A 23,549-nucleotide genomic window follows, 5' to 3' on the forward strand; every position below is an offset into this window, starting at 1 on the left:
GGCCCACGGCCGCTCAAGGGAGCGAAGGGAGCGATCCGTGTCCACGAGCCCCCAGCGAAGCACCCCGACCCAGGACTCGGTCCGCCGCCAGAACCTGGGCGCGCTGCTGCGATACGTGCACGTCAGCGGCGACACGTCCCGCGCCGAGCTGACCAACCAGCTCGGTCTCAACCGCAGCACCATCGGCGCCCTCACCGCGGACCTCGCCGGCGCCGGGCTCATCGACGAGGGCATGCCGCAGGAGACCGGCCGGGCCGGTCGGCCGTCGCTGGTCGTGCGGCCGAGGTCGTCGTGGGTGTACGGCTACGCGATGAGCATCGAGGTCGACCGGCTGCGCGCGGCGCGGGTCGGGCTCGGCGGCAAGGTCCTCGACAGCCGAGAACTGCCCCGCCCGCACGGCACGGCGGTCCGCGACACCGTCGCGACGCTCGCCGGGTTCGTCCGCGACATGCAGCGCACGGTGTCCGCGTCAGGTCCCGGCGGCGCCGTCTTCGTCGGCAGCGGCATCGCGGTGTCCCGCATGATGCGCCACGCCGACGGCACCGTCCGCATGCTGCCCGCCGGGGCGCGGCTCGGGTCCGACCTCGACGGGTGGTCGGAGCTGGGACTGGACAGGGAGCCGCTCGTCGGCAACGTGGCCGACCTCGCCGCGCTCGCCGAGCACACCCGGGGCGCCGCCGCCGGCCTCGACAACGTCGTATACCTGCACGGCGACGCCGGCATCAGCGCCGGGATCATCGCCGGCGGGCGGCGCGTCACCGGCCACGGCGGTCACGGCGGCGAGGTCGGCCACATGGTCGTCAACCCGCAGGGCCGCGACTGCGGCTGCGGCTCGCGGGGCTGCTGGGAGACCGAGATCGCCCGGCACGTGCCGCTGGACCGCGCCGGCGTCCTCGCGGCCGTCGAGGCGGCCCGGCGCGGCGACCCGCCCGCGCGCGCCGCGGTGCGCCAGGCCGCGGACTGGCTCGGCTTCGGGGTCGCCAACCTGGTCAACGTCTTCAACCCGACGGCGGTCGTCTTCGGCGGCGCGCTGCGGGAGCTGTACCTGACGGGCGCCGCCCACGTCCGGAGCCGCCTCTCGACGATGGCGCTGCCGGCCTGCCGGGAGCACGTACGGCTGCGGACGCCGCTGCTCGGGGACGACGCCCCGCTGGTCGGCGCGGCCGAGCTCGCCTTCGAACGCCTCCTCGCCGACCCCCTGGAAACCGCCGACACCTGACCTCCGGAAGCCGCCGACACCTGACCTCCGGAAGCCGCCGAGACCTGAGCTCCGGAAACCGCCGACACCTGACCTCCGGAAGCCGCCGAGACCTGAGCTCCGGAAGCCGCCGGAGCCGGCCTCCGGAAGCCGCCTCCGCGGCTGACGCCCAGCGGGCCCGGGAGCAGGAGCCGGGTACAGGAGCAGGGAACTTAACGGACCACCGCGGTCAATGCGTCGGGATCGTCGAAGTCGTCGGTGCCGGTGGCGTCCGGGTCCGCCGGTTCGGTGGCGAAGAGGGTGAGCCTGGCGCCGGGCGGCAGCGACTCGCGCAGCGCCGTCAGGTCCTCGCCGGGGCTGACCCGGTGCCAGCGGCGCTCCTCGCCGGACCGCTCCAGCAGCGGCAGCGCGGTGCCCGCCGCGGCCACCTGATCGGCCACCTCCGACCACCACGCGTCGCCCGCGACGGGCAGCGGCGGCACGACGGGGACGGCGCGCTTCGACACCTCGAGCAGGCTCGCCCGCTCCTGCGGCCGGCTCTGCCGCGGCGCCAGCCGCGAGCGCAGCAGTGCGGCGTACACCCGGCGGCGGACCCCGAACACGGCGACGCCGAGCAGCACGACCAGCGCCAGCCGGGCCACCAGGATCGGGATCATCCACCGCAGGCGCACCTCGAAGCCGTGCGCGGCCAGCAGATCCGCGTGGGGCAGCGTCGCCCCGGCCACGAGGGTGGCCGCGGCGCCGACCTGGAACACCGTCAGCGTGACGGTGCGCAGGACCGTGGCGGGCTCCTCGCCGAGCCCTCGCACGGTGACGGCGCCCAGCAGGAACCAGCCGTAGACGGCGGCGAGCAGGACGAAGAACAGCACCATCTGGGCCGTGCCGAGCCCCTGACCGGCCACCAGGACGTGCAGGTCGGGCGAGGGGAGCGCGGCGCGGACCCGCAGCACGTACGCCAGGTCGTCCGCGGCCACGGCGGCGAAGACCCCCGCCACCGCGAGCAGGCCCCACGTGGCCCACTCGACCCGCGCGCCCGCGCCGCCCGCGGCGAGCCGGAACGGCGGCCGGACCGCCGCGACGTCCTGCGTCATACCCGCCACCCGCCCGCCACCGAGTGGAGCCGGTCCGCCGCGGGCACGTCGCCGGTCGTGACCGCCCACCGGTCACCGGCGACCAGCGCCGCCGGCAGGCCCGCGAAGCCGCTGGCGATCACGGTCAACCGCTCCGACTCGACCCAGGCGTCGCGCTGGGCGTTGTCGTCGAACGTCGCCACCGTGACGTCGAAGCCGCCCTCCTGGCAGGCGACGGTCTCCCGCGTCCCGGTGGCGTGCTTCGGCTCCGCCGGCGGGCAGCCGAGGAACGCGGCGAGCGCCGCCGCCGACGGCGCGTCGGCCGCGTCGGACTCACGGCCGGACGCGATGCCGTAGGCCGCGATGACCGCGACGGCGACCAGCGTCCACAGGTAGCGTTGGAAGGACACGCGCGCACTGTACCGGCGCAAGGTCTACTGCGATGACCCGCCGGCGAGGGGCACGTCGCGGGCGACCGGGATGCGTGCCGGGCGGGACGCCGCTGAATTCCCTGGGGTCGCCTGTCGATTTCGGTGCCGCCCGCATCGTCGTACAGGTAAAACGGCCGCTTGGAAAGGACAGCACGTGGCGAAGTACCTGATTCTCATCTACGGCGACGAGCAGCGCTGGGACGCCGAGACCCCGCAGGAGCTGCGGGCCAAGGACGAAGGGCACCGGGCGTTCGCCGCCACCGGCGGGGCCCGCGTCCTCGCCGGGCACGAGCTGGAGTCGTCCTCGACGGCGACGACGCTGCGCGGCAACGACGGCGAGGGGCTGCTGACGACCGACGGGCCGTTCCTGGAGGCGAAGGAGGCGCTCGGCGGCTTCTACGTCATCGAGGCCGCCGACCTCGACGCGGCGATCTCCCTGGCGGCGCTGCTGCCGGAGCTCGCCTCCGGCCACGGCGGCGTCGAGATCCGGCCGATCGTGGACCACGGGTGAGCGAGGCCGTCGCGGACGCGCACCGTCGCGAGTGGGCCCGGGTGCTCGCCGCGACGGTGCGGGTCACCCGCGACCTCGACCTCGCCGAGGAGTGTGTCCAGGAGGCGTACGCGCAGGCCCTGCGCACCTGGCCCGCCGACGGCGTCCCGGCCCGCCCCGGCGCGTGGCTGACGACCGTCGCCCGCAACCGCGCCCTCGACGCGCTGCGCCGCGAGTCGGCCCTGCGCCGCGCGCTGCCGCTGCTGGTGCCGGTGCCCGAGGCTGGGGAGCCCGCGCCCGACGGCCGGCTCGAGCTCATCTTCATCTGCTGCCACCCTGCGCTGTCGCGGGAGGCGCAGGTCGCGCTGACGCTGCGGCTCGTCTGCGGGCTGACGACCGCGGAGGTGGCGCGGGCGTTCCTCGTGCCGGAGGCGACGATGGCCGCCCGGGTGACCCGCGCCAAGCGGAAGATCAGCGCCGCCCGCATCCCGTTCCGGGTGCCGTCGCCGGACGAGCTGCCCGTGCGGGTCGGTGCCGTGCTCGAGGTCGTCCACCTCGTCTTCACCACCGGCCACACCGCGCCCGTCGGCGAGCAGCTGGTCCGGCAGGACCTGGTCGACGCCGCGATCGGCCTGGCCCGGGTGCTGCGGCTGCTGGTGCCGGGCGACGCCTCGGTCGCCGCTCTGCTGGCGCTGATGCTGCTGATCGACGCCCGCCGGGCCACCCGCGACTCCGGCGGCCGGCTGCTCCTGCTGTCCGAGCAGGACCGCACCCGCTGGGACGCCCGCCAGATCCGCGAGGGCACCGACCTGCTGACCTTCGCGCTGCGCCGCAGCCCCCCGACCCGCTACGCCGTCGAGGCCGCGATCGCCGCCGTCCACGCCGAGGCGCCCTCGTGGGAGGCGACCGACTGGCAGGAGATCGTCGCGCTGTACGACGTCCTCCTGCGCCTCTGGCCGTCGCCGGTCGTCGCGCTGAACCGCGCGGTCGCCGTCGGCCTGCGCGACGGGCCCGCGGCGGGGCTGTCCGCGCTCGCCCCGCTGCTCGACTCGCCGTCGCTGTCGACGTACGCGTACCTCAGCGCGGCCCGCGCCGACTTCCTCCGGCGCCTCGGCCGCCTGCCCGAGGCCGCCGAGGCGTACGCGGAAGCCCTGGCCCTCACCGGCAACGACGTCGAGCGCGCCTTCCTCGCGGCCCGCCTCGCATCGCTCACCCCGTGACGAGGTCGTTCGCGGTGCGCAGGACGGGGGCGGTGCGCCAGGCGGGGGCGTCCGGTGCGGGCAGGCCGGAGCCGGTGACGCGCAGGGTCACCGAGGCGCCCGGCAGCAGCGTCACGAGCTGGTCGTCGACCGTCGCAGAGGGGGAGAGACGGTCGGCGAACAGGGTCAGGTCGCGCACGAGCGTGCGGGCGGTGATCTCCACGTCGGCGCCGCCGTCGAACGGCCGGACGGTCACGTCGACCGAGGCGGCCGGGTAGGCCAGGTCGACGTCCTCGGCGAAGAACCACACCGCCCGGTCGGCGGTGATGAGCTCCGCCGACGGCGAGTCCGGCGTGACCACGTCCGCGGGCAGCGGCAGGGTCACCGACCCGAACGCCGGCACGTCCAGCGTGACCGTCGTCTTCGCCCTGATGTCGCCGGTGAAGGAGACCCGCTGCACGTCCAGCTGGGCCTGCCAGGGCAGCGCCGAGTCGTTGACGGCGACCAGCGCTGGTGCGCCGTCGCGCGGCTGGAAGGTGAGGAGGCGGTCGGCGTACACCCGCCGCAATGCGAACCAGAGCGGCTTGCGGCGGCCGTCGCCGTCCACGGCGGACCACGACGTGACGGGCCAGTTGTCGTTGAGCTGCCACAGGATCGTGCCCATGCACAGGGGGCGCAGCGAGCGGAAGTGTTCGATCCCGAACGTGATGGCGCGGGCCTGGTTGAGCTGCGTCGCCCAGTGCCAGTCGTCGAAGTCCGGGAAGGCGAGGTCCGAGGGCACGGGGAAGTGGCCGGTGAGGCCGCGGGCGAGCTTGCCGTTGCCGTCGGCGGCCTTCTGGTGGTGCAGGACACCCGGCGAGGTCGGGGTCAGCGGGTCGTCGGACACGGCGCGGCGGAGGGTGGCGTAGGACGGCGGCGCCTGGAACCCGAACTCGGCCACGAACCGCGGCCGGTAGGTGCCGTAGTGCCGGTAGTCGTGGGTGTTCCACACGTCCCAGATGTGGGTGGTGCCGTGCGCGGGGTCGTTCGGGTGCACGTCCGGGGTCCCGGAGTAGGGGCTGCCCGGCCAGTACGGGCGGGACGGGTCCAGCTCGCGCACGATCCCCGGCAGCACGTCCAGGTAGTAGCCCTCGCCCCAGGTGCGGCCGTCCAGCGCGGCCTGCCAGTCCCAGTCGTGCCAGCCCCAGATGTTCTCGTTGTTGCCGACCCACATGACCAGGCTCGGGTGCGGCATCAGGCGGACCACCTGCTCGCGCGCCTCCGCGGCGACCTCCGACGCCAGGGGCTCCTCCTCGGGGTAGGCGGCGCACGCGAACAGGAAGTCCTGCCCGACGAGCAGCCCGAGGGAGTCGGCGAGGTCGTAGAAGTCCTCGCTCTCGTACCGGCCGCCGCCCCACACCCGCAGGTAGTTCACCCCGGCGTCGACGGCCTGGGTGAACCGTGCCTCGTAGCGGGCCCGGTCGACGCGGGTGACGAACGCGTCGTCGGGAATCCAGTTCACGCCCCGCACGAACACCGGCACCCCGTTGACGACCAGGGTGAACGCCGTCCCGTCGGCGTCGGCGGCGGTGTCCAGCTCCACGGTGCGGAAGCCGATGCGGCGCTCCCACGCGTCGAGCGGATCCGCGCCGGCGGACAGGGTCACCGACAGGTCGTACCGCGCGGGGTCACCGTAGCCGCGGGGCCACCACAGCCGCACGTCCGGCACCCGCACCCGCACCGACGCCTCGGTGGCCCCGGCCGGGACGGTCGCGGTCGCGGTGACGCCGGCGACCGAGGCGGTCACGGTCAGCGGGTCGTCGGCGGCGCGCTCGACGCTCACGTGCACGTCGAGCACGCCGGCGGCGCCGTCGACGCTCACGACGGGCCGCACCGACGACAGCCGGGCCACCGACCAGGACTGCAGGCCGATGGCCTGCCAGATGCCGGCGGTGACGAGGGTCGGACCCCAGTCCCAGCCGAAGTTCGAGGCCATTTTGCGGATGTACTGGAATGGCTCGTCATACGCGTTGGGGCGGGCGCCCAGCGCGTCACGGACGCCCAGCGCGTACTCGTACGCCGAGTCGAAGTGCACCTCGAGCACGTTGCCGACGGGTCGCAGCAGCGAGCGCACGTCGAACCGGTAGCCGCGGTGCATGTTCGCCGTCCGGCCCAGCCGCACCCCGTTGAGCGTCACCGTCGCCACCGTGTCCAGGCCGTCGGCGACCAGGTCGACCCGGTCGACCCGGTCGGCCTGGTCGGCCTCCGCGGCGGCGTCGAACGACGTCGAGTACACCCACGACGACCGGCCGATCCACGCCAGGTCCAGCTCGTTCGCGTCCAGGTACGGGTCGGGGATCAGCCCGGCGGCGAGCAGGTCCGTGTGCACGCAGCCCGGCACGGTCGCCGGCACGGGGCCGTCGATGGAGGGTGCGCGCAGGGTCCATCCCGAGTGGAGGGGACGCAGGACAAGCATGTGGTGTGCTCCCGTGGTCACTGCCGGACTGAACCGGATAAGTACGCGAAGCATGACCTTAAGTTGGTGGTGTAAGGAGTGTCAACAGTAGCGCGCTGAACCGGTTGCGAACGGTCAGGCGGTGCGGCCGGGGCGCAGCGGCCGGGTCGACTGGCGGGCGGTGAGGGTGCCCGGGGGCAGCGTGACGTGGCTGATGCCGCCGCCGTTGATGGTCGTGAGCAGGGCGCGGGCGGCGAGCTCCGCCTGCTCCGCGGGGGTCTGCTGCACGGCGGTGATCGCCGGGACCGTGATCTGGCACAGGTCGGAGTCGTCCCAGGCGACGACCGACACGTCCTCCGGCACGGACAGGCCCATCTCGTGCGCCACCTTCAGCGACGCGGCGGCCATCACGTCGTTGTCGAACACGACGGCGGTCGGCGGCTCCGCGCCGCTCATCAGCTCGCGCATCGCCCGCATGCCGTCGACGGCGCTGTAGTTGGTGTAGACGACCCGGTACCGGTCGGTGTCGAGCCCGGAGTCGGCGAGCGCCGCCAGGTACGCGGCGTCGCGCTGGCCGGTGTGGAAGAGCTCCTCGGTGCCGGCGACGCGGGCGATCGTGCGGTGCCCGAGGGCCCGCAGGTAGCCGACGATGGCGCGGGCGGTGCCCGCCGTGTCGGCGTCGACGGTGCTGCACCCGTCGAGCCCGGGCTTGCCGCCGATCACCGCGGCGGGCAGGCCGATCTCGACGAGCGCGTCGAGCCGCGGGTCGTCCTTGCGCAGGTCGGTCAGGATGACGCCGTCGACGTGCCGGCCCGCCCACCACTTGCGGTACACGTCGATGGTGTCCTCGATCCGGTCGACGAGGTGCAGCACCAGCGCGATGTCGTTGCGGTTGAGCTCGGCCTCGACGCCGCTGAGCATCTGCGTGAACCAGGAGTCGACGATCATCACCCGCGGCGGCCGGACGAGGACCAGCCCGACCGCGTTGGCGCGGGCGGTGCCCAGCGAGCGGGCGGCGATGTTGGGCGCCCAGCCGAGGTCCCGGGCGGCGGCGAGCACCCGCGCCCGGGTCTGCTCCGAGACGCCGGGCCGGTTGTTGAGCGCGTAGGACACGGCCGCCTCGGACACCCCGGCGTGGACGGCGACCTGGCGGATCGTGACCCGCGCCTGCCCGGCCGCCTCGCCGCCGGTGTCCTTCGCTGCTGCGGCCACCTGTGCTCCCGCCTGCTCGCCCTGCACTGTCCGTGAGGGTACATCCCCACAGGGCGGTCACACCGGCGGCGGCACCGCAAGCTCCGGCAGGCCCAGGTGGGAACGCAGCGTGGTGCCCTCGTACGCCGTGCGGTACACGCCGCGCTCCTGCAACTGTGGCACGAGTCGGTCCACGATGTCCTCGACGGTGCCCGGCAGCAGCTGTGGCAGCAGGTTGAACCCGTCGACGACGCGGTCCCGCACGTAGCGGGTCCACTCGTCGGCGACCTGACCGGGCGTGCCGACGAACGTGTTGTGCCGCGGCGTCACCTCGATCACCAGGTCCCGGATCGACAGCCCGCGCTCCGCCGCGAGGGCGCGCCACCCGGCGATCCGTTGCAGCTTGCCGGTGCGCAGCTCGATCGGGATGGTGCCGCGGGACGGGTCCAGCTCGCCGTCGGCCGGGTCGATGTCCGGCAGCGGACCGTCGGGGTCGTAGCCGGAGAGGTCCTTGCCCCAGTACTGCTCCAGGAACGCGATCGCGCGCGGTCCGGTGGTCTGTTCCCGGGTGATCCAGTGGGCCCGCTCCCGCGCCTCGCCGGCGGTGTCGCCGAGCACGACCGACGCGCCGGGCAGGATCCGCAGGGAGTCCGCGGACCGGCCGTGCCGGGCGAGCCGCGCCCGCAGGTCCGTGGCGTAGGCGGCGGCCTGGTCGTAGTCGGTGTGGGCGGAGAAGACCACGTCGGCGTGGCGGGCGGCGAGCTCGCGGCCGCCGTCGGAGTCGCCGGCCTGGAAGAGCACCGGCCGCCCCTGCGGGCTCGGCGGGACCGCGCCGGTCGCGTCGAGCGTGACGAGGTCGGTGTCGCGGATGACGTGCTCGTGGCGCCACAACGCCTTCGCCGTCTCGACGAACCCGGTCGCCCGCTCGTAGCGGCGCTCGTGCGGCAGCCAGCCGCCGTGCCGGAAGTTCGCGCCGGTCCACGCGTTGTCGGTGGTGACGATGTTCCAGCCGGCCCGGCCGCCGGAGACGGCGTCGAGCGAGGCCAGCCGCCGGGCCAGGTCCGCCGGGTAGTTGTAGGTGGTGTTCTGCGTGGCGACCAGCCCGATGTGGGTCGTCTCCGCGGCCAGCGCGGCCAGCTGGGTGATCGCGTCGGGCCGTCCGGCGACGTCGAGGTCGTACACGGTGCCGCGGTTCTCCCGCACCCGCAGGCCCTCGCCGAGGAAGAACGCGTCGAACAGGCCGCGTTCGAGGGTCCGCACGACGTCGACGAACGTGTCGATGTGGGTGTGCTCGGCGAAGTCCGGCTCGGTCCACAGCAGGTTGGGCCCGACGCCCGTGAAGAAGACGCCGAGATGCAGCTGGGTCATGCGGTGCTCCTCGCGACGGCGTAGCGGTTCGTGGGGCGGGGGAGGCCGAGCGTCTCCCGCAGGGTCGCGCCGTGCGCGCCTGCGGCGATGACGGGTGGTGTACCGCCGTGGAAGTGCACCCCGTCGACCACGCCCTCCAGCGCGGCGGCGTCGAAGCCGGCGGGCACGTCGGCGAAGACCAGCGGCGTCCCGGTCGCGCGGGCCGCGGCGGCGCGCTCGGCGATGTCCGCGACTCCGGAGCCCCGCACCAGCGCGACGTCCAGCTCCGCCGCGATCGAGGCGGCGCCGATGACGACGACCTGCCCCTGCGGCGGGCGGGGCGTGATGAGCGGCCCGGTCACGGAGAACCCGGACCCTTCGAAGTCGACGTGGTGGACCTTGCGCGAGTCGAGGAACCGGCCGGTCGGCACGTCCCGGATGACCGCGTCGTCCTCCCACGAGTCCCACAGCCGCCGGGCGACCTCGACGACGTCGGCGGCCTCGCCGGCGTCGGCGTGAAGGCGGCCGACGGTGGCGAGGTCCGGCGGTGCCGTGGTGGCGCCGACGACCCAGCCGGCCCGCCCCAGCGACGCGTGGTCGAGGCTGGCGAGCTGGGTGGCGAGGTGGAACGGCTCGGTGGTGGTGACGTGCAGCGTCGGCGCCAGCCCGATCCGGGTGGTGCGCCGCGCCAGGTAGGCGGCCAGGACCCCGGCCTCGACACCCGTGCGCCGTGGCGCGTCGGGGAACGTCACGAACGCGTAGCCGGTCCGCTCGGCGTCGAGCACGGCCCGCTCCAGGCCGGCGAGCGAAGGCGCCTCGACCTCGGTGGCGTAGAGCATCAGGCTGGCCCTCCCACGAGCGACGGGACCCGCACCGCCCGGAACGTGGTGCGGCGGCGCAGCTGGAAGCCGATCGACTCGTACAGGCGGATCGCGCCGGTGTTCGTCGCCGCGGCATGCAGGAACGGCTGCTCGCCGCGGTCGCGGATGCCGTGCGCGACGGCCCGCACGAGCCGGGTCGCGAGGCCCTGCCCGCGGTGCGCGGGGTCGGTGCAGACGGCGGAGATCTCGGTCCAGCCGGGCGGGTGCAGGCGCTCCCCGGCGAGCGCGATCAGCTTCCCGTCGCGGCGGATGCCGAGGTACGTGCCGAGCTCGATCGTGCGCTGCCGGAACGGCCCCGGCTGGGTCCGTTCGACGAGGTCGAGGATCTCGGGCACGTCGGCGGCGGTCAGGACGGTGGCCTCCGGGTCGGACCGCGCCTCGAGGGCGACGTCGGTCAGCTGCACGCCGCCGGCCTCGAGGACGACCTCCCAGTGCGCCGGCGGGGGCGGCGTCGTGCCGGTGATCGTGACGACCTCGCCGGCGCCGGCGAGCGCGGCCACGTCGTCCCAGACGTCCGGGCCGGAGCCGGGCGCGACGGTGATGAAGGGGGTGACGTCAGTCTGGTAGCGGATGGCGTCGCCGCTGCGCTCGGCGAAGCGGGCGTGCGGGCCGGTGAGCGCGGCCCAGGCTGGGTTGTCCAGAATATGCATGGTTGTCCCTGGTGGAGAGCGGTCAGCTGGCCAGTGCCGGCAGCGCGGCGAGCAGGGTCCGGGTGTAGGCATGGTCGGGCCGGGCGAAGACGTCCTCGACCGGGCCGTGCTCGACGACGCGGCCGTCGTGCATGACGAGCACGCGGTCGGCCAGGTGGTGGATGACGCCGAGGTCATGGGAGATGAACAGCAGTGCCGTGCCGTCGGCGGCGCGCAGGTCCGCGAGCAGGTCGAGGACCTGCGCCTGGACCGACACGTCGAGCGCCGACACGGGCTCGTCGCAGACGAGGACGTCGGGGCGGGGACCGACGGCGCGGGCGATCGCGACCCGCTGCCGCTGCCCGCCGGACAGGGCCCTCGGGTGGCGGCCCAGGTGCGCGGCGCTCAGGCCGACCCGCTCCAGCAGCTCCACGACCCGGTCCCGGCGGGCCGCGCCACGCAGCCCGAGAGGCTCCGCGATGAGTTTCTCCACGGTGTACCGCGGATCGAACGAGCTGAGCGGGTCCTGCGAGACGACCTGCAGCCGGCGGCGGTCGGGCCGGCGGCGCCGCTCGGGCACCCCCGTCCAGGGTCGGTCGCCCAGGTGCACGGTGCCGCCGTCGGGCTGCAGGAGCCCGAGCGCGATCCGCGCCACGGTGGTCTTGCCGGAGCCGGACTCGCCGACGACGCCGAGGATCTCGCCGCGGGCGAGCGTGAAGCTGACGTCGTCGACGGCGTGCCGGGCGCCGTAGTGCTTGTGCAGCCCCGCGGCGCGCAGCACGACCCGGTCCGGCTCGACCGCCGCCGGCGCCAGCGGCTCGCGGGCGGCCGAGGACAGCCGGTGCCCGCGCGAGGCGGCGGTCGGCACGGCGGCGAGGAGCATGCGGGTGTAGTCGTGCTCGGGTGCGGTCAGGATCCGTGCGGTCGGGCCCTGCTCGACGATGACGCCGTCGCGCATGACGAGGACCCGGTCGGCGATGCCGGCGACGACGGCGAGGTCGTGGCTGACGAGCAGCAGCGTCGAGCCGGCCGCGCGGCGCTCCGCGAGCAGCCGCAGCAGCTGCGCCTGCACGGTGACGTCCAGCGCCGTGGTCGGCTCGTCGGCGATGAGCAGCGGCGGGTCGGCGGCGATCGCCGAGGCGATCAGCGCGCGCTGGCGCAGCCCGCCGGACAGCTGGTGCGGGTACTGCTTCGCGCGGGCCGCGGGCTCCGGCACGTGCACCGCGTCGAGCAACGCGGTGATCCGCGCGTCGCGGGTGGCGGCGGTGCCGACGCCGTGGGTGCGCAGCACCTCGCCGATCTCCTGGCCGACGGTGTTGAGCGGGTCGAGCGAGACGAGCGCGTCCTGCAGCACGAGCCCGGCGACCCGGCCGCGCAGCCGGCGCCAGTCCCGGTCGGTGAACCGGGTCGTGTCGCGCCCGCCGACGTCCAATGTGGACGCCCGCACCTCGGCACCGGGCCCGGCGAGGCCGACGAGACTGCGCGCGGTGACGCTCTTGCCGGAGCCGCTCTCGCCGACGATCGCGACACACTCGCCCCGCTCGACGGTGAAGCTGACGCCGCGCACGGCCTGCACGGGCCCCGCGCCGTGCCCGGGGAACGTGACCCGCAGATCGGCCACGGTGACCAGCGGCGCCATGTCAGCGCCTCCCTTCGAAGCGGCGCTGGAGCCGGCGGCCCACGGCGGTCAGCGAGATGACGGTGATCGTGAGGGTGGCGCCGGGCAGGATCGCCGCCCACCACGCGACCCGCAGGTAGTTGCGGCTCTCGGCGAGCATCGCGCCCCACTCCGGCGACGGTGGCTGCGGGCCCATGCCGAGGAACGACAGCGCGGACGCGTTGACGATCGCGGTGCCCAGGCCGATGGTGGCGATGACCGGCAGCGGCCCGAGGGCGTTGGGCAGCACGTGCCGCCCCACGAGACGGGCCCGGGACAGGCCGAACGTGACGGCCTGCTCCACGTAGCCCGACCGCCGGACCAGCAGCGTCTGGGCGCGGACGATGCGGCCGTACCGTGGCGCGAACGCCAGGGCGATGGCCATGACGAGGCTCGGGGTGCCCGGCTCGGTGAACGCGATGAACAGCAGCGCGAGCAGCACCTCCGGAAACGCGGACAGCACGTCCAGCGCGCGGCTGAGCACCTCGTCGACGGCGCGCGGCGCCAGCCCGGCGAGCAGCCCGGCGATCCCGCCGGCGAGCACCGACAGCAGCGTCGACACGATGCCGATGCTCAGCGAGTAGCGGGCGCCGTGCACGACCCGGGTGAAGACGTCGCGCCCGAGCTGGTCGGTGCCGAACCAGTGCGCCCCGCCCGGCGGCTCCAGCGCGTGGAACGGGTCCGCCGCCAGGGGGTCGGCGCCGGTGATGAGCCTCGGCGCGACGGCCGCGACGGCGACGAGCAGCAGCACGACGCCGGCGGCCACCGCGCCGGGCGCCCACCGCGGGGACCGGCCGCGCGGGCTCTCGACGGCGGGGACGGCGGGCAGGGCGATCGACATGACGGTCAGCCTTTCCGCAGGCGCGGGTCGATGAGCAGGTACGCCAGGTCCGCGACGGTGCTGAGCACCACGTAGATGGCGGCGGCGAGCATGACGACGGCGAGGACCACGGGGATGTCCTTGTTGCTGACGGCCTCGGTGGCGACCTCGCCGAGACCGGGCCGGCCGAAGACCCGCTCGACGACGACGGCGGCGCTGAGCAGGAAGCCGATCAGCGTCCCGGCGAGCGTCACCGCGGGCAGCAGCGCGTGCCGCAGGGCGTGCCGCCACAGCAGGGCGAGCCGGGTCAGGCCGCGGGCGCGGGCGGTCACCGCGAACGGCTCCTCCAGCGCGCGTTCGAGGCCTTCGCGGATGACCTGGCTGAGCAGCCCACCGATCGGCAGCGCGAGCGACACGGCCGGCAGGACCAGCGCGGACGCGTCCCGGTCGCCGGAGACGGGGAACCAGCCGAGCTGGAAGGAGAACACGCTCAGCAGCAGGATGCCGATGAGGAAGCCGGGCGCGGACACGATGGACAGCTCGAGGCCGGAGACGAGGCCGCGCAGCCACCGGGCCCGGCCGGTCGTGACGATCGCGAGGCCGACCGCGATGACGGCGCTGAACGCGGTGGCGAGCAGCGTGAGCTTGACCGTGGGCCAGACCTGGCTGCCGATGACGTCGGCGACCGGCCGTTGCAGCACGTACGAGCGGCCGAGGTCGCCGTGCAGGAGCCGCCACAGGTAGCCGAGGTACTGCACCACCGCCGGCCGGTCGAGGCCGAGGTCGCGGGCGATCTGGGCGCGGATCTGCGGCGTGTCGGGGCCGTCGCCGACGAGGGTGTCGACGGTGTCGCCCGGGGCCAGGCGCAGCGCGAGGTAGGCCGCGGAGGCGGCGGCCCAGAGGACCACCGCCCCGCTGCCGAGCCGCCGCAGGACCGGCTTCAGCATCGGCGGCATCGCTACTTGCCGATCCACACGTTGTAGGCGCTGCCCGGTACGCCGGCCGTCGGCTCGAAGCCCACCCCGCCGACGTTCCGCTGCGCGGCCACCTGGTCCGCCGGCGCGTACAGGGGCAGCAGCACGGCCTTGTCGTTGAGGGTCTTCTGGACGGTGGAGTAGGCCGCCTTGCGCAGGGCCGTGTCGCTGGTCGCCGCCGCCTCGCCGATCAGCTTCTCCAGCTCCGGGTCGACGTAGCCGTGCCGGTTGATCGGGGCGCCCTTCGGCACGATCAGGCCGATCGCGGCGCCGGCGTCGGTGTCGGCGCGGGAGTTGTCGAAGACCTCGAACTCGCCCTTGGCGATCGCGTCGGCGGCGGTGCCCTGGTCGACGACCTTGACCTGCAGGTCGATGCCCGCGCTCTGCTTCACCGCGGCCTGCACGGCCTGGGCGAGGATGTCGCGCTTGTCCCGCACGAACGGCGCCGACAGCACGATCCGCGCGGTGAGCCGCCTGCCGTCCCTGGTGCGGAAGCCCTCGCCGTCCCTGGTGCCCCAGCCGGCCTCGTCGAGCAGGCGGTTGGCCTTCGCGGGGTCGTTGCCGTACGTCTTCTCCACCGCCGGCTCGTAGAACGGGCTGGACGGGCTGAGCAGGCTCCAGGCCCGGGTCGCGGTGCCGCGGTAGACGCCCTGCAGGACGGCGTCGACGTCGACCGCGTCGCGGAACGCCTGCCGGACCCGGATGTCGTCGAACGGTGCGCGGGTCAGGTTGAAGTAGAGGTTGTACGCCGTGCCGCTGTTGAGCTGCTTGGCGAAGCGCAGGTTCGGGTCGCTCTTGACCAGTTCCTGTTCCGTGGCGGGTACGCCCTCGATGACGTCGACCTGGCCGGAGGTGAGGGCGCCGACGCGGACGCTGGACTCCTTGAGGAACCGGTAGGTGACCTCGTCGAGGTACGCGGGTCCCTGATGGCCGGCGTTGGCGGGCGCCCACGCGTAGGCCGGGTTCTTCGTGTAGTGGACCTCCTGGCCCTTGGTGTAGCGGTCGAGGACGAACGGCCCGGTGCCGACGACGGACGGGCCGCCGGCCTTCAGGTCGGGGCTCTTCAGCGACTTCGGCGACACCTGCGCGCCCTGCGGGGAGGCGAAGAAGTCGAGGATGAGCACGTCGGGCTGCTTGAGGTGGACGGCGAGCGTCCTGCCGTCGACGACCTCGGCGTCCTTGAAGTGCTTCAGCTGGGTCGCGGCGACGCTCGGGGCGTAGCCGGGCACGAGGAGCTGGTCGAGGTTCGCCTTGACCGCGGCCGCGTCGAACTTCTCGCCGTCGTGGAACGTGACGCCGTCGCGCAGCTTGAACGTGTAGGTGAGCCCGTCGGCGGACGCCTCCCACGAGGTCGCCAGCCACGGCAGGTAGCCGCCCTTGTCGTCGTGGGTGAGCAGCGCCTCGAAGCTGTTCCACACCAGCAGGCGGGCCTTGGCCTGGGCATACTGGTGCGGGTTGAAGGTGACGGGCTCGGTCTCGATCGCCCAGGTGAGCTTGCCGCCCTGGACGGGCGCGCCGGTGGCCTCGGCGGCGGGGTCCCCGGCGGTGCCGTCGCAGCCACCGAGCAGTAAGGCCGCGACGGCAAGGGACGCAAGGAATCTACGCATGGGACATCCTCAATGGGGGGTTCGCGACGGGTTCGACGTGCGCGACGAAGCGACGGGCCGGCACCGCGGGTGGGTCAGCGGCCTCTCGTCGGGTCAGTGCAGCAGTGGCTGTGCGTGACTGTCAACGGTCGATGGGCGGTCCTGTCGGCCATGTCACGTACCCCTGGATTAATTCCTAGTATCCACGTAGGATTGGTTGGCTATGCCGCTCCGGCTCGACGGAGGACCACCATGCCGAAACTGCCCCGCTCAAGCCGTCTGGCCAGCCCGGTCGACACGACGGCCCACGGCGTGTACCGCATTCCCCAGGACCCTGACGACCCCCGTCCGCTGTACCGGTTCGCCGGTCGCGTCGACCCTCAGGCCCCGCCGGGCCGCTACCACCTCTACGCGGGCTGGTTCTGCCCGTGGTCGCAGCGCGTGACGATCGCGCACGCGCTCGCCGGCCTGCGGGACGTCGTCAGCGTGTCCTTTGTGGACAACGTCCGCGACGGCCGCGGCTGGGCCTTCCGGGAGCGCTACGGCCCCGACCCGGTCAACGGGTTCACGCTGCTGCGGCAGGCGTACGACGCGACCGAGCCGGACTTCGACGGGCACGTCTCCGTCCCGACGCTGTGGGACCGCACGGACGGCGTGGTGCTCAGCAACGACTGCAAGGGCATCGGCATCGACCTCGCGACCCGGTTCCGGCACCTGGCGACGCCGGTGATCGACACGTACCCGGAGGCGCACCGCGAGGAGATCGAGCAGCTCGACGCGTGGCTCGGCCCCGCGGTCAACCGCGGCGCACCCGGCAGCACCGCGTTCCTGGACGCCCTCGGCACCCTCGACGAGCGGCTGGCGACCCGGCGCTACCTCGTCGGGCCCGAGATCACCGAGGCCGACATCCGCCTGTACGTCACGCTGGTGCGCCACGGCGCCGGGCTCGCCGCCTTCCCCCACCTGTGGGCCTACGCCCGGGACCTGTACACGGTGCCGGCCTTCCGCGACACGACCGACTTCACCGCGTTCGACGCGCCCGGCAACGACCAGCTCGACTGGGACGCCCCCGCGGACCGCCCGGAAGGAGCCGTCGCATGACCTCGCAGCTGCACCTGGCCGTCGCGCTGGACGGGGCGGGGTGGCATCCGGCCGCCTGGCGCGACCCGTCGGCTTCCCCCGATGCGGTGTTCTCGCCGGGGTACTGGCTGGACCTGGTCCGCATCGCCGAGCGCGGCAAGCTCGACTTCGTCACCATCGAGGACTCCCTCGGCCTGCAGTCCGGCCGGCCCGACGGCCTCGACGGGCGGGCCGACCACGTCAAGGGCCGCCTCGACGCGTTGCTCATCGCGGCCAGGCTCGCGCCGGTCACCACCCACATCGGGCTGGTGCCGACCGTGACCACGACCCACACCGAGCCGTTCCACGTCTCCACCCAGCTCGCCACCCTCGACCACCTGAGCACCGGCCGGGCCGGCTGGCGGGTGCAGGTGTCCGGGCGGGCCGGCGAGGCCGCGCACTTCGGCCGCCGCGAGTTCCCCGAGCTCGACCTTGCCGCGTACGCCGAGCCGGCCGCGCAGGCGTTCATCGCGGAGCTGTTCGCCGAGGCCGCCGACCACATCGAGGTGGTCCGCCGGCTGTGGGACAGCTGGGAGGACGACGCCGAGATCCGCGACGTCGCCACCGGCCGGTTCATCGACCGGGACAAGCTGCACCACATCGACTTCACCGGCCGGCACTTCAGCGTCAAGGGCCCCTCGATCACGCCGCGCCCGCCGCAGGGCCAGCCGGTGGTCACCGCCCTCACCCACACGCCGCTCGGCTACCGGCTCGGCGCCGACATCCTCTACGTGACCCCGAAATCCGTCGAGGACGCCGCCGCGCTGGCCGCCGCCGCCCGCCCGGCGCGGGTCTTCGCCGACGTCGTCGTGTTCCTCGACCCGGACCGCAAGGCCCGCCTCGACGAGCTCGACGGCGGCCCGTACACCAGCGACGCCCACATCCACGTCGGTGACGCCGCCGGGCTGGCCGCGCTGCTGCTGTCGTGGCGCGACGCCGGCATCGACGGCTTCCGGCTGCGCCCCGGGGCGCTGCCCGCCGACCTGACGGCCGTCGTCGACGAGGTGCTGCCGCTGCTGCGGGCCGAGGGCGCGTTCCGCACCGGCTACACGAGCACCACCCTGCGCGGGCACCTCGGCCTGCCCGCCGCGCGGAACCGGTACGCCCGCACGGAGGTCACCGCATGAAACAGGTCATCCTCGCGGCGCACTTCCCGGGCGTGAACAACACGACCGTGTGGAGCGACCCGGCCGCCGGCAGCCAGATCGCGTTCGAGTCGTTCCGCCGCTTCGCGCAGACCGCGGAGCGCGGCAGGTTCGACTTCTTCTTCCTCGCCGAGGGCCTGCGGCTGCGCGAGCAGCGCGGCCGCATCCACGACCTCGACGTCGTCGGCCGGCCCGACGCGCTCACCGTCCTCGCCGGGCTCGCCGCCGTCACCACCCACCTCGGGCTGACCGGCACCGTCAACGCCACCTTCAACGAGCCCTACGAGCTGGCCCGCAAGCTCGCGTCGCTGGATCACCTGTCCGGCGGCCGGGCCGGCTGGAACGTCGTCACCTCCTCCGACGCGTTCACCGGCGAGAACTTCCGCCGCGGCGGCTACCTCGACCGCGCCGACCGCTACACCCGCGCCGCCGAGGTCCTGCACACCGCGCGCGAGCTGTGGGACACCTGGCCCGCCGGCGAGGTCGTCGCCGACCGCGTCTCGGGGGCCTTCACCCGTACCGGCGACCCCGGCGCATTCGTCCACAGTGGACAGCACGTCGACATCCGCGGCCACTTCACGGTGCCGCGCACGCCGCAGGGGCGGCCGCTCATCATCCAGGCCGGCGACTCGGACCCGGGCCGCGAGTTCGCCGCCCGCGACGCCGACGCCATCTTCTCCCGGCACGGCACCCTCGAGGCCGGCAAGGCGTTCTACGCCGACGTGAAGGGCCGCATGGCGAAGTTCGGCCGGCACCCCGACGAGCTGAAGATCCTGCCGGCCAGCACGTTCGTGCTGGGTGCCACCGAGTCGGAGGCCGCGGAGAAGGCACACCACATCCGGCGGCAGCAGGTCAGCCCGCAGACCGCGATCCTGCTCCTCGAACAGCTGTGGAACAAGGACCTCAGCGACCACGACCCCGACGGGCCGCTGCCCGTCTTCGACCCGGTCCTGGACGACGACTCCATCATCAAGGGCCGCGCCCGCCTCTTCGACGACCCCCTCGCCACCGCCCGGCAGTGGCGTTCACTGGCGGAGGAGAAGGGGCTCGGCATCCGTGACCTCATCATCGAGGTGACCGGCCGGCAGACCTTCATCGGCACCCCGTCCACGGTCGCGGCCACCATCGACGAGTTCGTGCAGAGCGACGCGGCCGACGGGTTCATCCTCGTGCCGCACCTCGTGCCGGGCGGCCTCGACGAGTTCGTCGACACCGTCGTGCCACTGCTGCAGGAGCGCGGCGTCCTCCGCACCGACTACACCACCACGACGCTGCGCGGCCACCTCGGACTGCGGCATGAGTGACCCCGTGACCGGCCCGGTGTTCCACTGGTTCCTGCCGACGGGCGGCGACGACCGCGCCGTCGGCGCCGGCACCCACGGCGGCATCATCGGCGCGACGGACGCCGCCCCGCTGCCGCGCTCCGCGACGTTCCGCCCCCCGACCCTGGACTACCTGACCCAGCTCGCCCGCGCCGCCGACCAGCTCGGCTACGCCGGCGTGCTCACCCCGACCGGGGCGCACTGCGAGGACGCGTGGCTCACCACCGCCGCGCTGATCGCGCAGACCCGGCGGCTCAAGTTCCTCGTCGCGTTCCGGCCCGGGCTCATCACCCCGGTCCTCGCCGCGCAGATGGCCGCCACGTTCCAGCGGCTGTCCGAGGGGAGGCTGCTGCTCAACGTCGTCATCGGCGGCAGCGCCGCCGAGCAGCGCGGCTACGGCGACCCGCTCGACCACGACGCCCGCTACGAGCGCGCCGGCGAGTTCCTCGACGTGGTCCGCGCCGCCTGGTCCGGGTCCCGCTTCGACCACCACGGCGTGCACTACGACATCGAGGGCGGGTTGCTGCGCGAGCCGCCGCCGGTCCCGCCGGCGGTGTATCTCGGCGGGTCGTCGTCGGCCGCGGTCAAGCTCGCCGCCCGGCACGCCGACGTGTACCTCACCTGGGGCGAACCCGTCGCGCTCGTGGCGGAGAAGATCGCCGCGGTCCGCGCCGCCGCCGAACGGCCGGTGCGCTTCGGGATCCGGCTGCACGTCATCACCCGGGCCACCGCCGGCGAGGCCTGGTCCGCGGCGGAGCGGCTCATCGCCGGCCTGTCCGACGAGACGATCCGCGAGCGGCAGGAGAGCCTGCGCGGCCTCGACTCCGTCGGCCAGCGCCGGATGCTCGACCTGCACGGCGGCGACCGCGACCGGCTCGTCGTCGCCCCCAACCTGTGGGCCGGCATCGGCCTGGTCCGCGGCGGCGCCGGCACCGCCCTCGTCGGCAGCCACGCGGAGGTCGCCGCCCGCATCGCCGAATACCGGGCGGCCGGGATCGACGAGTTCATCCTCTCCGGCTACCCGCACCTGGAAGAGGCGTACACGTTCGCCGAAGGAGTGCTGCGGTGAAGTTCCTCGCCATCACCCTCATCGTCACCGACGGCAGGAAGCCGGCCCGCGAGCGGCTGCGCGAGGTCGTCGACAACGCGGTCCTCGCCGAGGAGCTCGGCTTCGACGGCTTCGGCGTCGGCGAACGCCACGAGCGGCCCTTCATCTCCTCCTCGCCGCCGGTCGTGCTGAGCCACATCGCCGCCCGCACGAGCGTCATCCGGCTCTTCACCGCCGTGACGACGCTGAGCCTCCTCGACCCGGTCCGCGCGTTCGAGGACTACTCCACCCTGGACAACCTGTCCGGCGGCCGCCTGGAGCTGATCGTCGGCAAGGGCAACGGCGCCGCGCAGGCCCGCCTGTTCCACGTCACGGCGGAGGACCAGTGGGAGCGCAACCGCGAGGGGTACGAGCTGTTCACCAGGCTGTGGCGGGAGGACAAGGTCACCTGGTCCGGCCGCTTCCGCCCGCCGCTGTCGGAGGCCGAGGCCTGGCCGCGGCCCCTGCAGCAGCCGATCCGCATCTGGCACGGCAGCGCCACCAGCAAGGCGTCCGTCGAGCTGGCCGCCCTGCACGGCGACCCGCTCTTCTCCGCCAACGTCACCAACCCCGTCGAGCCCTACGCCGACCTCGTCGCCCACTACCGGGAGCGGCTGGCCTTCCACGGCCACGACCCGTCGGCGGCGCTCGTCGGTGCCGGGTCCGCCGGGTTGTACGTCGCCGAACGGTCCCAGGACGCCGTCGACACCTACCGGCCGATCTTCAACGCCCGCCTGGAGACCTTCCGGCGCGTCGGCGTCGAGCCGGTGTTCCACACCATCGAGGACGCGATCGAACGCAGCTCGCTGCTCGTCGGCAGCCCGCAGCAGATCATCGACAAGGTCCACCGGTACCACGTCCACCTCGGCCACGAGGTCATGCACGTCCAGGCCGACGCCGACGGGCTCACCGACAAGCAACACCGCGGCTCCCTGGAGCTCTTCCAGGCCGAGGTCGCTCCTGTACTGCGACGCGAGATCCCGAGTCGCCCGTTCCCCACCCCGGCGGTGCCGTCATGACCGTGCCCCTGTCCATCCTCGACCTGTCCCCGATCAGCTCCGGCAGCGACGCGGGCGCCGCGCTGCGCAACACGATCGACCTCGCCCGGCGCGCCGAGTCGTTCGGCTACCACCGGTTCTGGGTCGCCGAGCACCACTTCGCGCCCGGCGTCGCCAGCGCCGCGCCGGCCGTGCTCATCGGCCTCATCGCCGCCGCCACCGACCGGATCCGGGTCGGCTCGGGCGCCGTGCAGGTCGGCCACCAGACCGCGCTGTCCGTGGTGGAGCAGTTCGGCCTCCTCGACGCGGTGCACCCCGGCCGGCTCGACCTCGGCCTGGGCCGCTCCGGTCAGCGCCGCGCCCCCGCCGCCGCGCCTTCGGCCGCGCAGCCTGTACGGGTCGTGGACGGGCTGCTCATCCCGCCGGCGTTCGACTTCTCCCGGCTGCTGACCCAGCCGCGGTTCGCGCTCTTCGCGCAGCTGCTGCAGCAGCCGGGTGCGCAGTCGCCGGACTTCGCCGAGGTGGTCGACGACATCCGGGCCCTCATCGCCGGCACGTTCACCCGCGACGGCCTCGACGTGCACGCCACCCCCGGCGAGGGCGCGAAGGTCGAGCTGTGGATCCTCGGCTCCAGCGGCGGCCAGAGCGCCACGGTGGCGGGGGAGCGGGGCCTGCCGTTCGCCGCCAACTACCACGTCGCCCCGTCGGCCGTCCTCGAGGCGGTGGCGGCCTACCGCGCCGCATTCCGTCCCGGGGTCCTCGACCGGCCGTACGTCGTGGTCTCCGCGGACGTGGTCGTCGCCCCGTCGGCGGCGGTGGCGAAGCAGCTGGCGTCGCCGTACCGGCACTGGGTCCGCAGCATCCGCACCGGCGCCGGCGCGATCCCGTTCCCGACCCCGGCGGAGGCGGCCGCGGCGCCCTGGACCGACGAGGACCAGGCGCTCGTCCAGGACCGCCTGGACACGCAGTTCGTGGGGGACCCGGCGTCGGTCGCGGCCCAGCTGCGCACGCTGCGGCGGGCCACCGGCGCCGACGAGCTCCTTGTCACCACGATCACCCACGACCACGCGGACCGGGTCCGCTCCTTCGAGCTGCTCGCCCGCGAGTGGCACGGCGAGCGCTCCGAGGCCTGACCCGCCGCGTGGCGTCCCGCCGTCCGGCGCCCGGTCATCGTGCCGCTCGCCGGGCCGTCACGCCGGCGGACCTCATGGGGGCCTGTCAGCGTGCCGCCCGCACGGCCAGCCACGCGGCGAGGGCGAATCCCATGAGGGCCGCGGCGGCGCGCAGGACCCTCGGGTCGAGGCGCCGGGTGACGGCGGGGCCGATCGCCCCGCCGATCGTCGTGCCGGCCGCCAGGGGCAGCACCGTCCACCAGGCGACGTCGGCGGCGAGCACGAACACCACGGCGGGCAGTACGCCGGCGCAGGCGGTCAGCGCGTTCTTCACCGCGTTGGCGCGGACCAGGTCGGCGTCGACCAGGTGCAGCACGGCGGCGAGCGTGAGGATGCCCGCGCCGGCGCCGAAGTACCCGCTGTAGACGCCGACCGAGAAGACCGCCACCGGCCACGTCCTGCCGCCGGGCCGTGCCGGCCGCCCGCCGCGGGGCGGCGATCCGGCGGCGGGGCGGACGAGGATCAGCACCGCGGCGAACGCGACCAGCACCGGCACGATCCACGCGAACACGTCCGCCGGCGTCACCAGCAGCAGCACCGCCCCTGCGGTGCCACCGGCCGCCGCGAGCGCGGCCCACCCGGGCAGTCCGCGCCGGTGTGCCCGCAGCTCCTGCCGTGACGCCGCCGACGCCGCGACCGCCCCGCTGATCAGCGCCACCGTGTTCGCGACGTTGGCCTGCACCGGCGCCAGCCCGGCGGCGAGCAGCGCCGGGAACGCGACCAGCGACGCGATCCCGCCCGCGGTGCCGATCACCCCGCCGATCACCCCGGCCAGGAGGAGGAACACCGTTGACATCCA

21 protein-coding genes are annotated in these 23,549 nt (G+C 74.3%); 9 read left to right on the top strand and 12 right to left on the bottom strand.

Annotation, left to right across the window (positions count from 1 at the left end; all coding sequences use genetic code 11):
• Positions 1-37 precede the first annotated feature (37 nt).
• Positions 38-1,219 (top strand): ROK family protein, encoded by a 1,182-nt coding sequence (locus AB0J72_RS30950; protein WP_363404695.1) that lies wholly within the window; start codon positions 38-40, stop codon positions 1,217-1,219.
• Between the two features lie 191 nt (positions 1,220-1,410).
• On the opposite strand, the gene AB0J72_RS30955 is transcribed toward AB0J72_RS30950, so the two are convergent.
• Both AB0J72_RS30955 and AB0J72_RS30960 read right to left on the bottom strand, forming a co-directional pair.
• On the bottom strand, positions 1,411-2,289 hold the full coding sequence (locus tag AB0J72_RS30955; protein WP_363404697.1) for a hypothetical protein: 879 nt from the start codon (positions 2,287-2,289) through the stop codon (positions 1,411-1,413).
• On the bottom strand, positions 2,286-2,678 hold the full coding sequence (locus tag AB0J72_RS30960) for a hypothetical protein (RefSeq protein WP_363404699.1): 393 nt from the start codon (positions 2,676-2,678) through the stop codon (positions 2,286-2,288). The genes AB0J72_RS30955 and AB0J72_RS30960 overlap by 4 nt, the downstream gene beginning before the upstream one ends.
• Positions 2,679-2,853: 175 nt before the next feature.
• Between AB0J72_RS30960 and AB0J72_RS30965 the strand changes: the two genes are divergently transcribed.
• Together AB0J72_RS30965 and AB0J72_RS30970 are read left to right on the top strand one after the other, a co-directional pair.
• Entirely contained in the window at positions 2,854-3,210 is a 357-nt protein-coding gene (locus tag AB0J72_RS30965) for a YciI family protein (RefSeq protein WP_344504096.1), read from the top strand.
• A gap of 41 nt (positions 3,211-3,251) precedes the next feature.
• The gene (locus tag AB0J72_RS30970) at positions 3,252-4,409 is read left to right on the top strand and encodes a DUF6596 domain-containing protein (protein WP_363404838.1); all 1,158 of its coding nucleotides are present in this window, start codon (positions 3,252-3,254) and stop codon (positions 4,407-4,409) included.
• On the opposite strand, the gene AB0J72_RS30975 is transcribed toward AB0J72_RS30970, so the two are convergent.
• From AB0J72_RS30975 to AB0J72_RS31015, 9 genes are all read right to left on the bottom strand, one after another.
• Complete coding sequence (locus AB0J72_RS30975) at positions 4,399-6,843, bottom strand: glycoside hydrolase family 2 protein (RefSeq protein ID WP_363404701.1); 2,445 nt, start codon at positions 6,841-6,843, stop codon at positions 4,399-4,401. The two genes, AB0J72_RS30970 and AB0J72_RS30975, sit on opposite strands and share 11 nt — an antisense overlap.
• A gap of 114 nt (positions 6,844-6,957) precedes the next feature.
• Positions 6,958-8,034 carry a LacI family DNA-binding transcriptional regulator gene (locus AB0J72_RS30980; protein ID WP_360565698.1) on the bottom strand — a complete coding sequence of 359 codons (1,077 nt, stop codon included), beginning with the start codon at positions 8,032-8,034 and terminating at the stop codon, positions 6,958-6,960.
• 57 nt (positions 8,035-8,091) lie between these two features.
• Positions 8,092-9,381, bottom strand: coding sequence for an LLM class flavin-dependent oxidoreductase (locus AB0J72_RS30985; protein WP_363404703.1), 1,290 nt, complete (start codon positions 9,379-9,381; stop codon positions 8,092-8,094).
• Entirely contained in the window at positions 9,378-10,199 is an 822-nt protein-coding gene (locus AB0J72_RS30990) for an LLM class flavin-dependent oxidoreductase (protein WP_363404704.1), read from the bottom strand. Before AB0J72_RS30990 ends, AB0J72_RS30985 begins: the two co-directional genes overlap by 4 nt.
• Entirely contained in the window at positions 10,199-10,891 is a 693-nt protein-coding gene (locus AB0J72_RS30995; protein ID WP_363404705.1) for a GNAT family N-acetyltransferase, read from the bottom strand. Before AB0J72_RS30995 ends, AB0J72_RS30990 begins: the two co-directional genes overlap by 1 nt.
• 22 nt (positions 10,892-10,913) lie before the next feature.
• Positions 10,914-12,509 (bottom strand): ABC transporter ATP-binding protein, encoded by a 1,596-nt coding sequence (locus AB0J72_RS31000; protein ID WP_363404706.1) that lies wholly within the window; start codon positions 12,507-12,509, stop codon positions 10,914-10,916.
• Between the two features lies 1 nt (position 12,510).
• On the bottom strand, positions 12,511-13,368 hold the full coding sequence (locus AB0J72_RS31005; RefSeq protein WP_363404708.1) for an ABC transporter permease: 858 nt from the start codon (positions 13,366-13,368) through the stop codon (positions 12,511-12,513).
• Positions 13,369-13,373: 5 nt separating this feature from the next.
• Positions 13,374-14,294, bottom strand: a complete 921-nt coding sequence (locus AB0J72_RS31010; protein ID WP_363404710.1) for an ABC transporter permease — start codon at positions 14,292-14,294, stop codon at positions 13,374-13,376.
• Positions 14,295-14,305: 11 nt separating this feature from the next.
• Positions 14,306-15,928, bottom strand: a complete 1,623-nt coding sequence (locus tag AB0J72_RS31015) for an ABC transporter substrate-binding protein (protein ID WP_363404712.1) — start codon at positions 15,926-15,928, stop codon at positions 14,306-14,308.
• A 231-nt stretch (positions 15,929-16,159) separates the two neighbouring features.
• Between AB0J72_RS31015 and AB0J72_RS31020 the strand changes: the two genes are divergently transcribed.
• The 6 genes from AB0J72_RS31020 to AB0J72_RS31045 are packed head-to-tail and all read left to right on the top strand — an operon-like array spanning position 16,160 to position 22,711.
• Positions 16,160-17,008, top strand: a complete 849-nt coding sequence (locus tag AB0J72_RS31020) for a glutathione S-transferase C-terminal domain-containing protein (protein WP_363404714.1) — start codon at positions 16,160-16,162, stop codon at positions 17,006-17,008.
• On the top strand, positions 17,005-18,153 hold the full coding sequence (locus AB0J72_RS31025; protein WP_363404716.1) for an LLM class flavin-dependent oxidoreductase: 1,149 nt from the start codon (positions 17,005-17,007) through the stop codon (positions 18,151-18,153). The genes AB0J72_RS31020 and AB0J72_RS31025 overlap by 4 nt, the downstream gene beginning before the upstream one ends.
• Entirely contained in the window at positions 18,150-19,475 is a 1,326-nt protein-coding gene (locus tag AB0J72_RS31030; protein WP_363404718.1) for an NtaA/DmoA family FMN-dependent monooxygenase, read from the top strand. Before AB0J72_RS31025 ends, AB0J72_RS31030 begins: the two co-directional genes overlap by 4 nt.
• Positions 19,468-20,562, top strand: coding sequence for an LLM class flavin-dependent oxidoreductase (locus AB0J72_RS31035; protein WP_363404720.1), 1,095 nt, complete (start codon positions 19,468-19,470; stop codon positions 20,560-20,562). Before AB0J72_RS31030 ends, AB0J72_RS31035 begins: the two co-directional genes overlap by 8 nt.
• Complete coding sequence (locus AB0J72_RS31040) at positions 20,559-21,599, top strand: LLM class flavin-dependent oxidoreductase (protein ID WP_363404722.1); 1,041 nt, start codon at positions 20,559-20,561, stop codon at positions 21,597-21,599. Before AB0J72_RS31035 ends, AB0J72_RS31040 begins: the two co-directional genes overlap by 4 nt.
• Positions 21,596-22,711, top strand: a complete 1,116-nt coding sequence (locus AB0J72_RS31045) for an LLM class flavin-dependent oxidoreductase (RefSeq protein ID WP_363404724.1) — start codon at positions 21,596-21,598, stop codon at positions 22,709-22,711. Before AB0J72_RS31040 ends, AB0J72_RS31045 begins: the two co-directional genes overlap by 4 nt.
• 85 nt (positions 22,712-22,796) lie before the next feature.
• On the opposite strand, the gene AB0J72_RS31050 is transcribed toward AB0J72_RS31045, so the two are convergent.
• Complete coding sequence (locus AB0J72_RS31050; protein ID WP_363404726.1) at positions 22,797-23,546, bottom strand: sulfite exporter TauE/SafE family protein; 750 nt, start codon at positions 23,544-23,546, stop codon at positions 22,797-22,799.
• Positions 23,547-23,549: the final 3 nt, after the last annotated feature.

It is taken from the genome of Dactylosporangium sp. NPDC049742 (genome assembly GCF_040674675.1).
GTDB classification, from domain to species: Bacteria; Actinomycetota; Actinomycetes; order Mycobacteriales; family Micromonosporaceae; genus Dactylosporangium; species Dactylosporangium maewongense.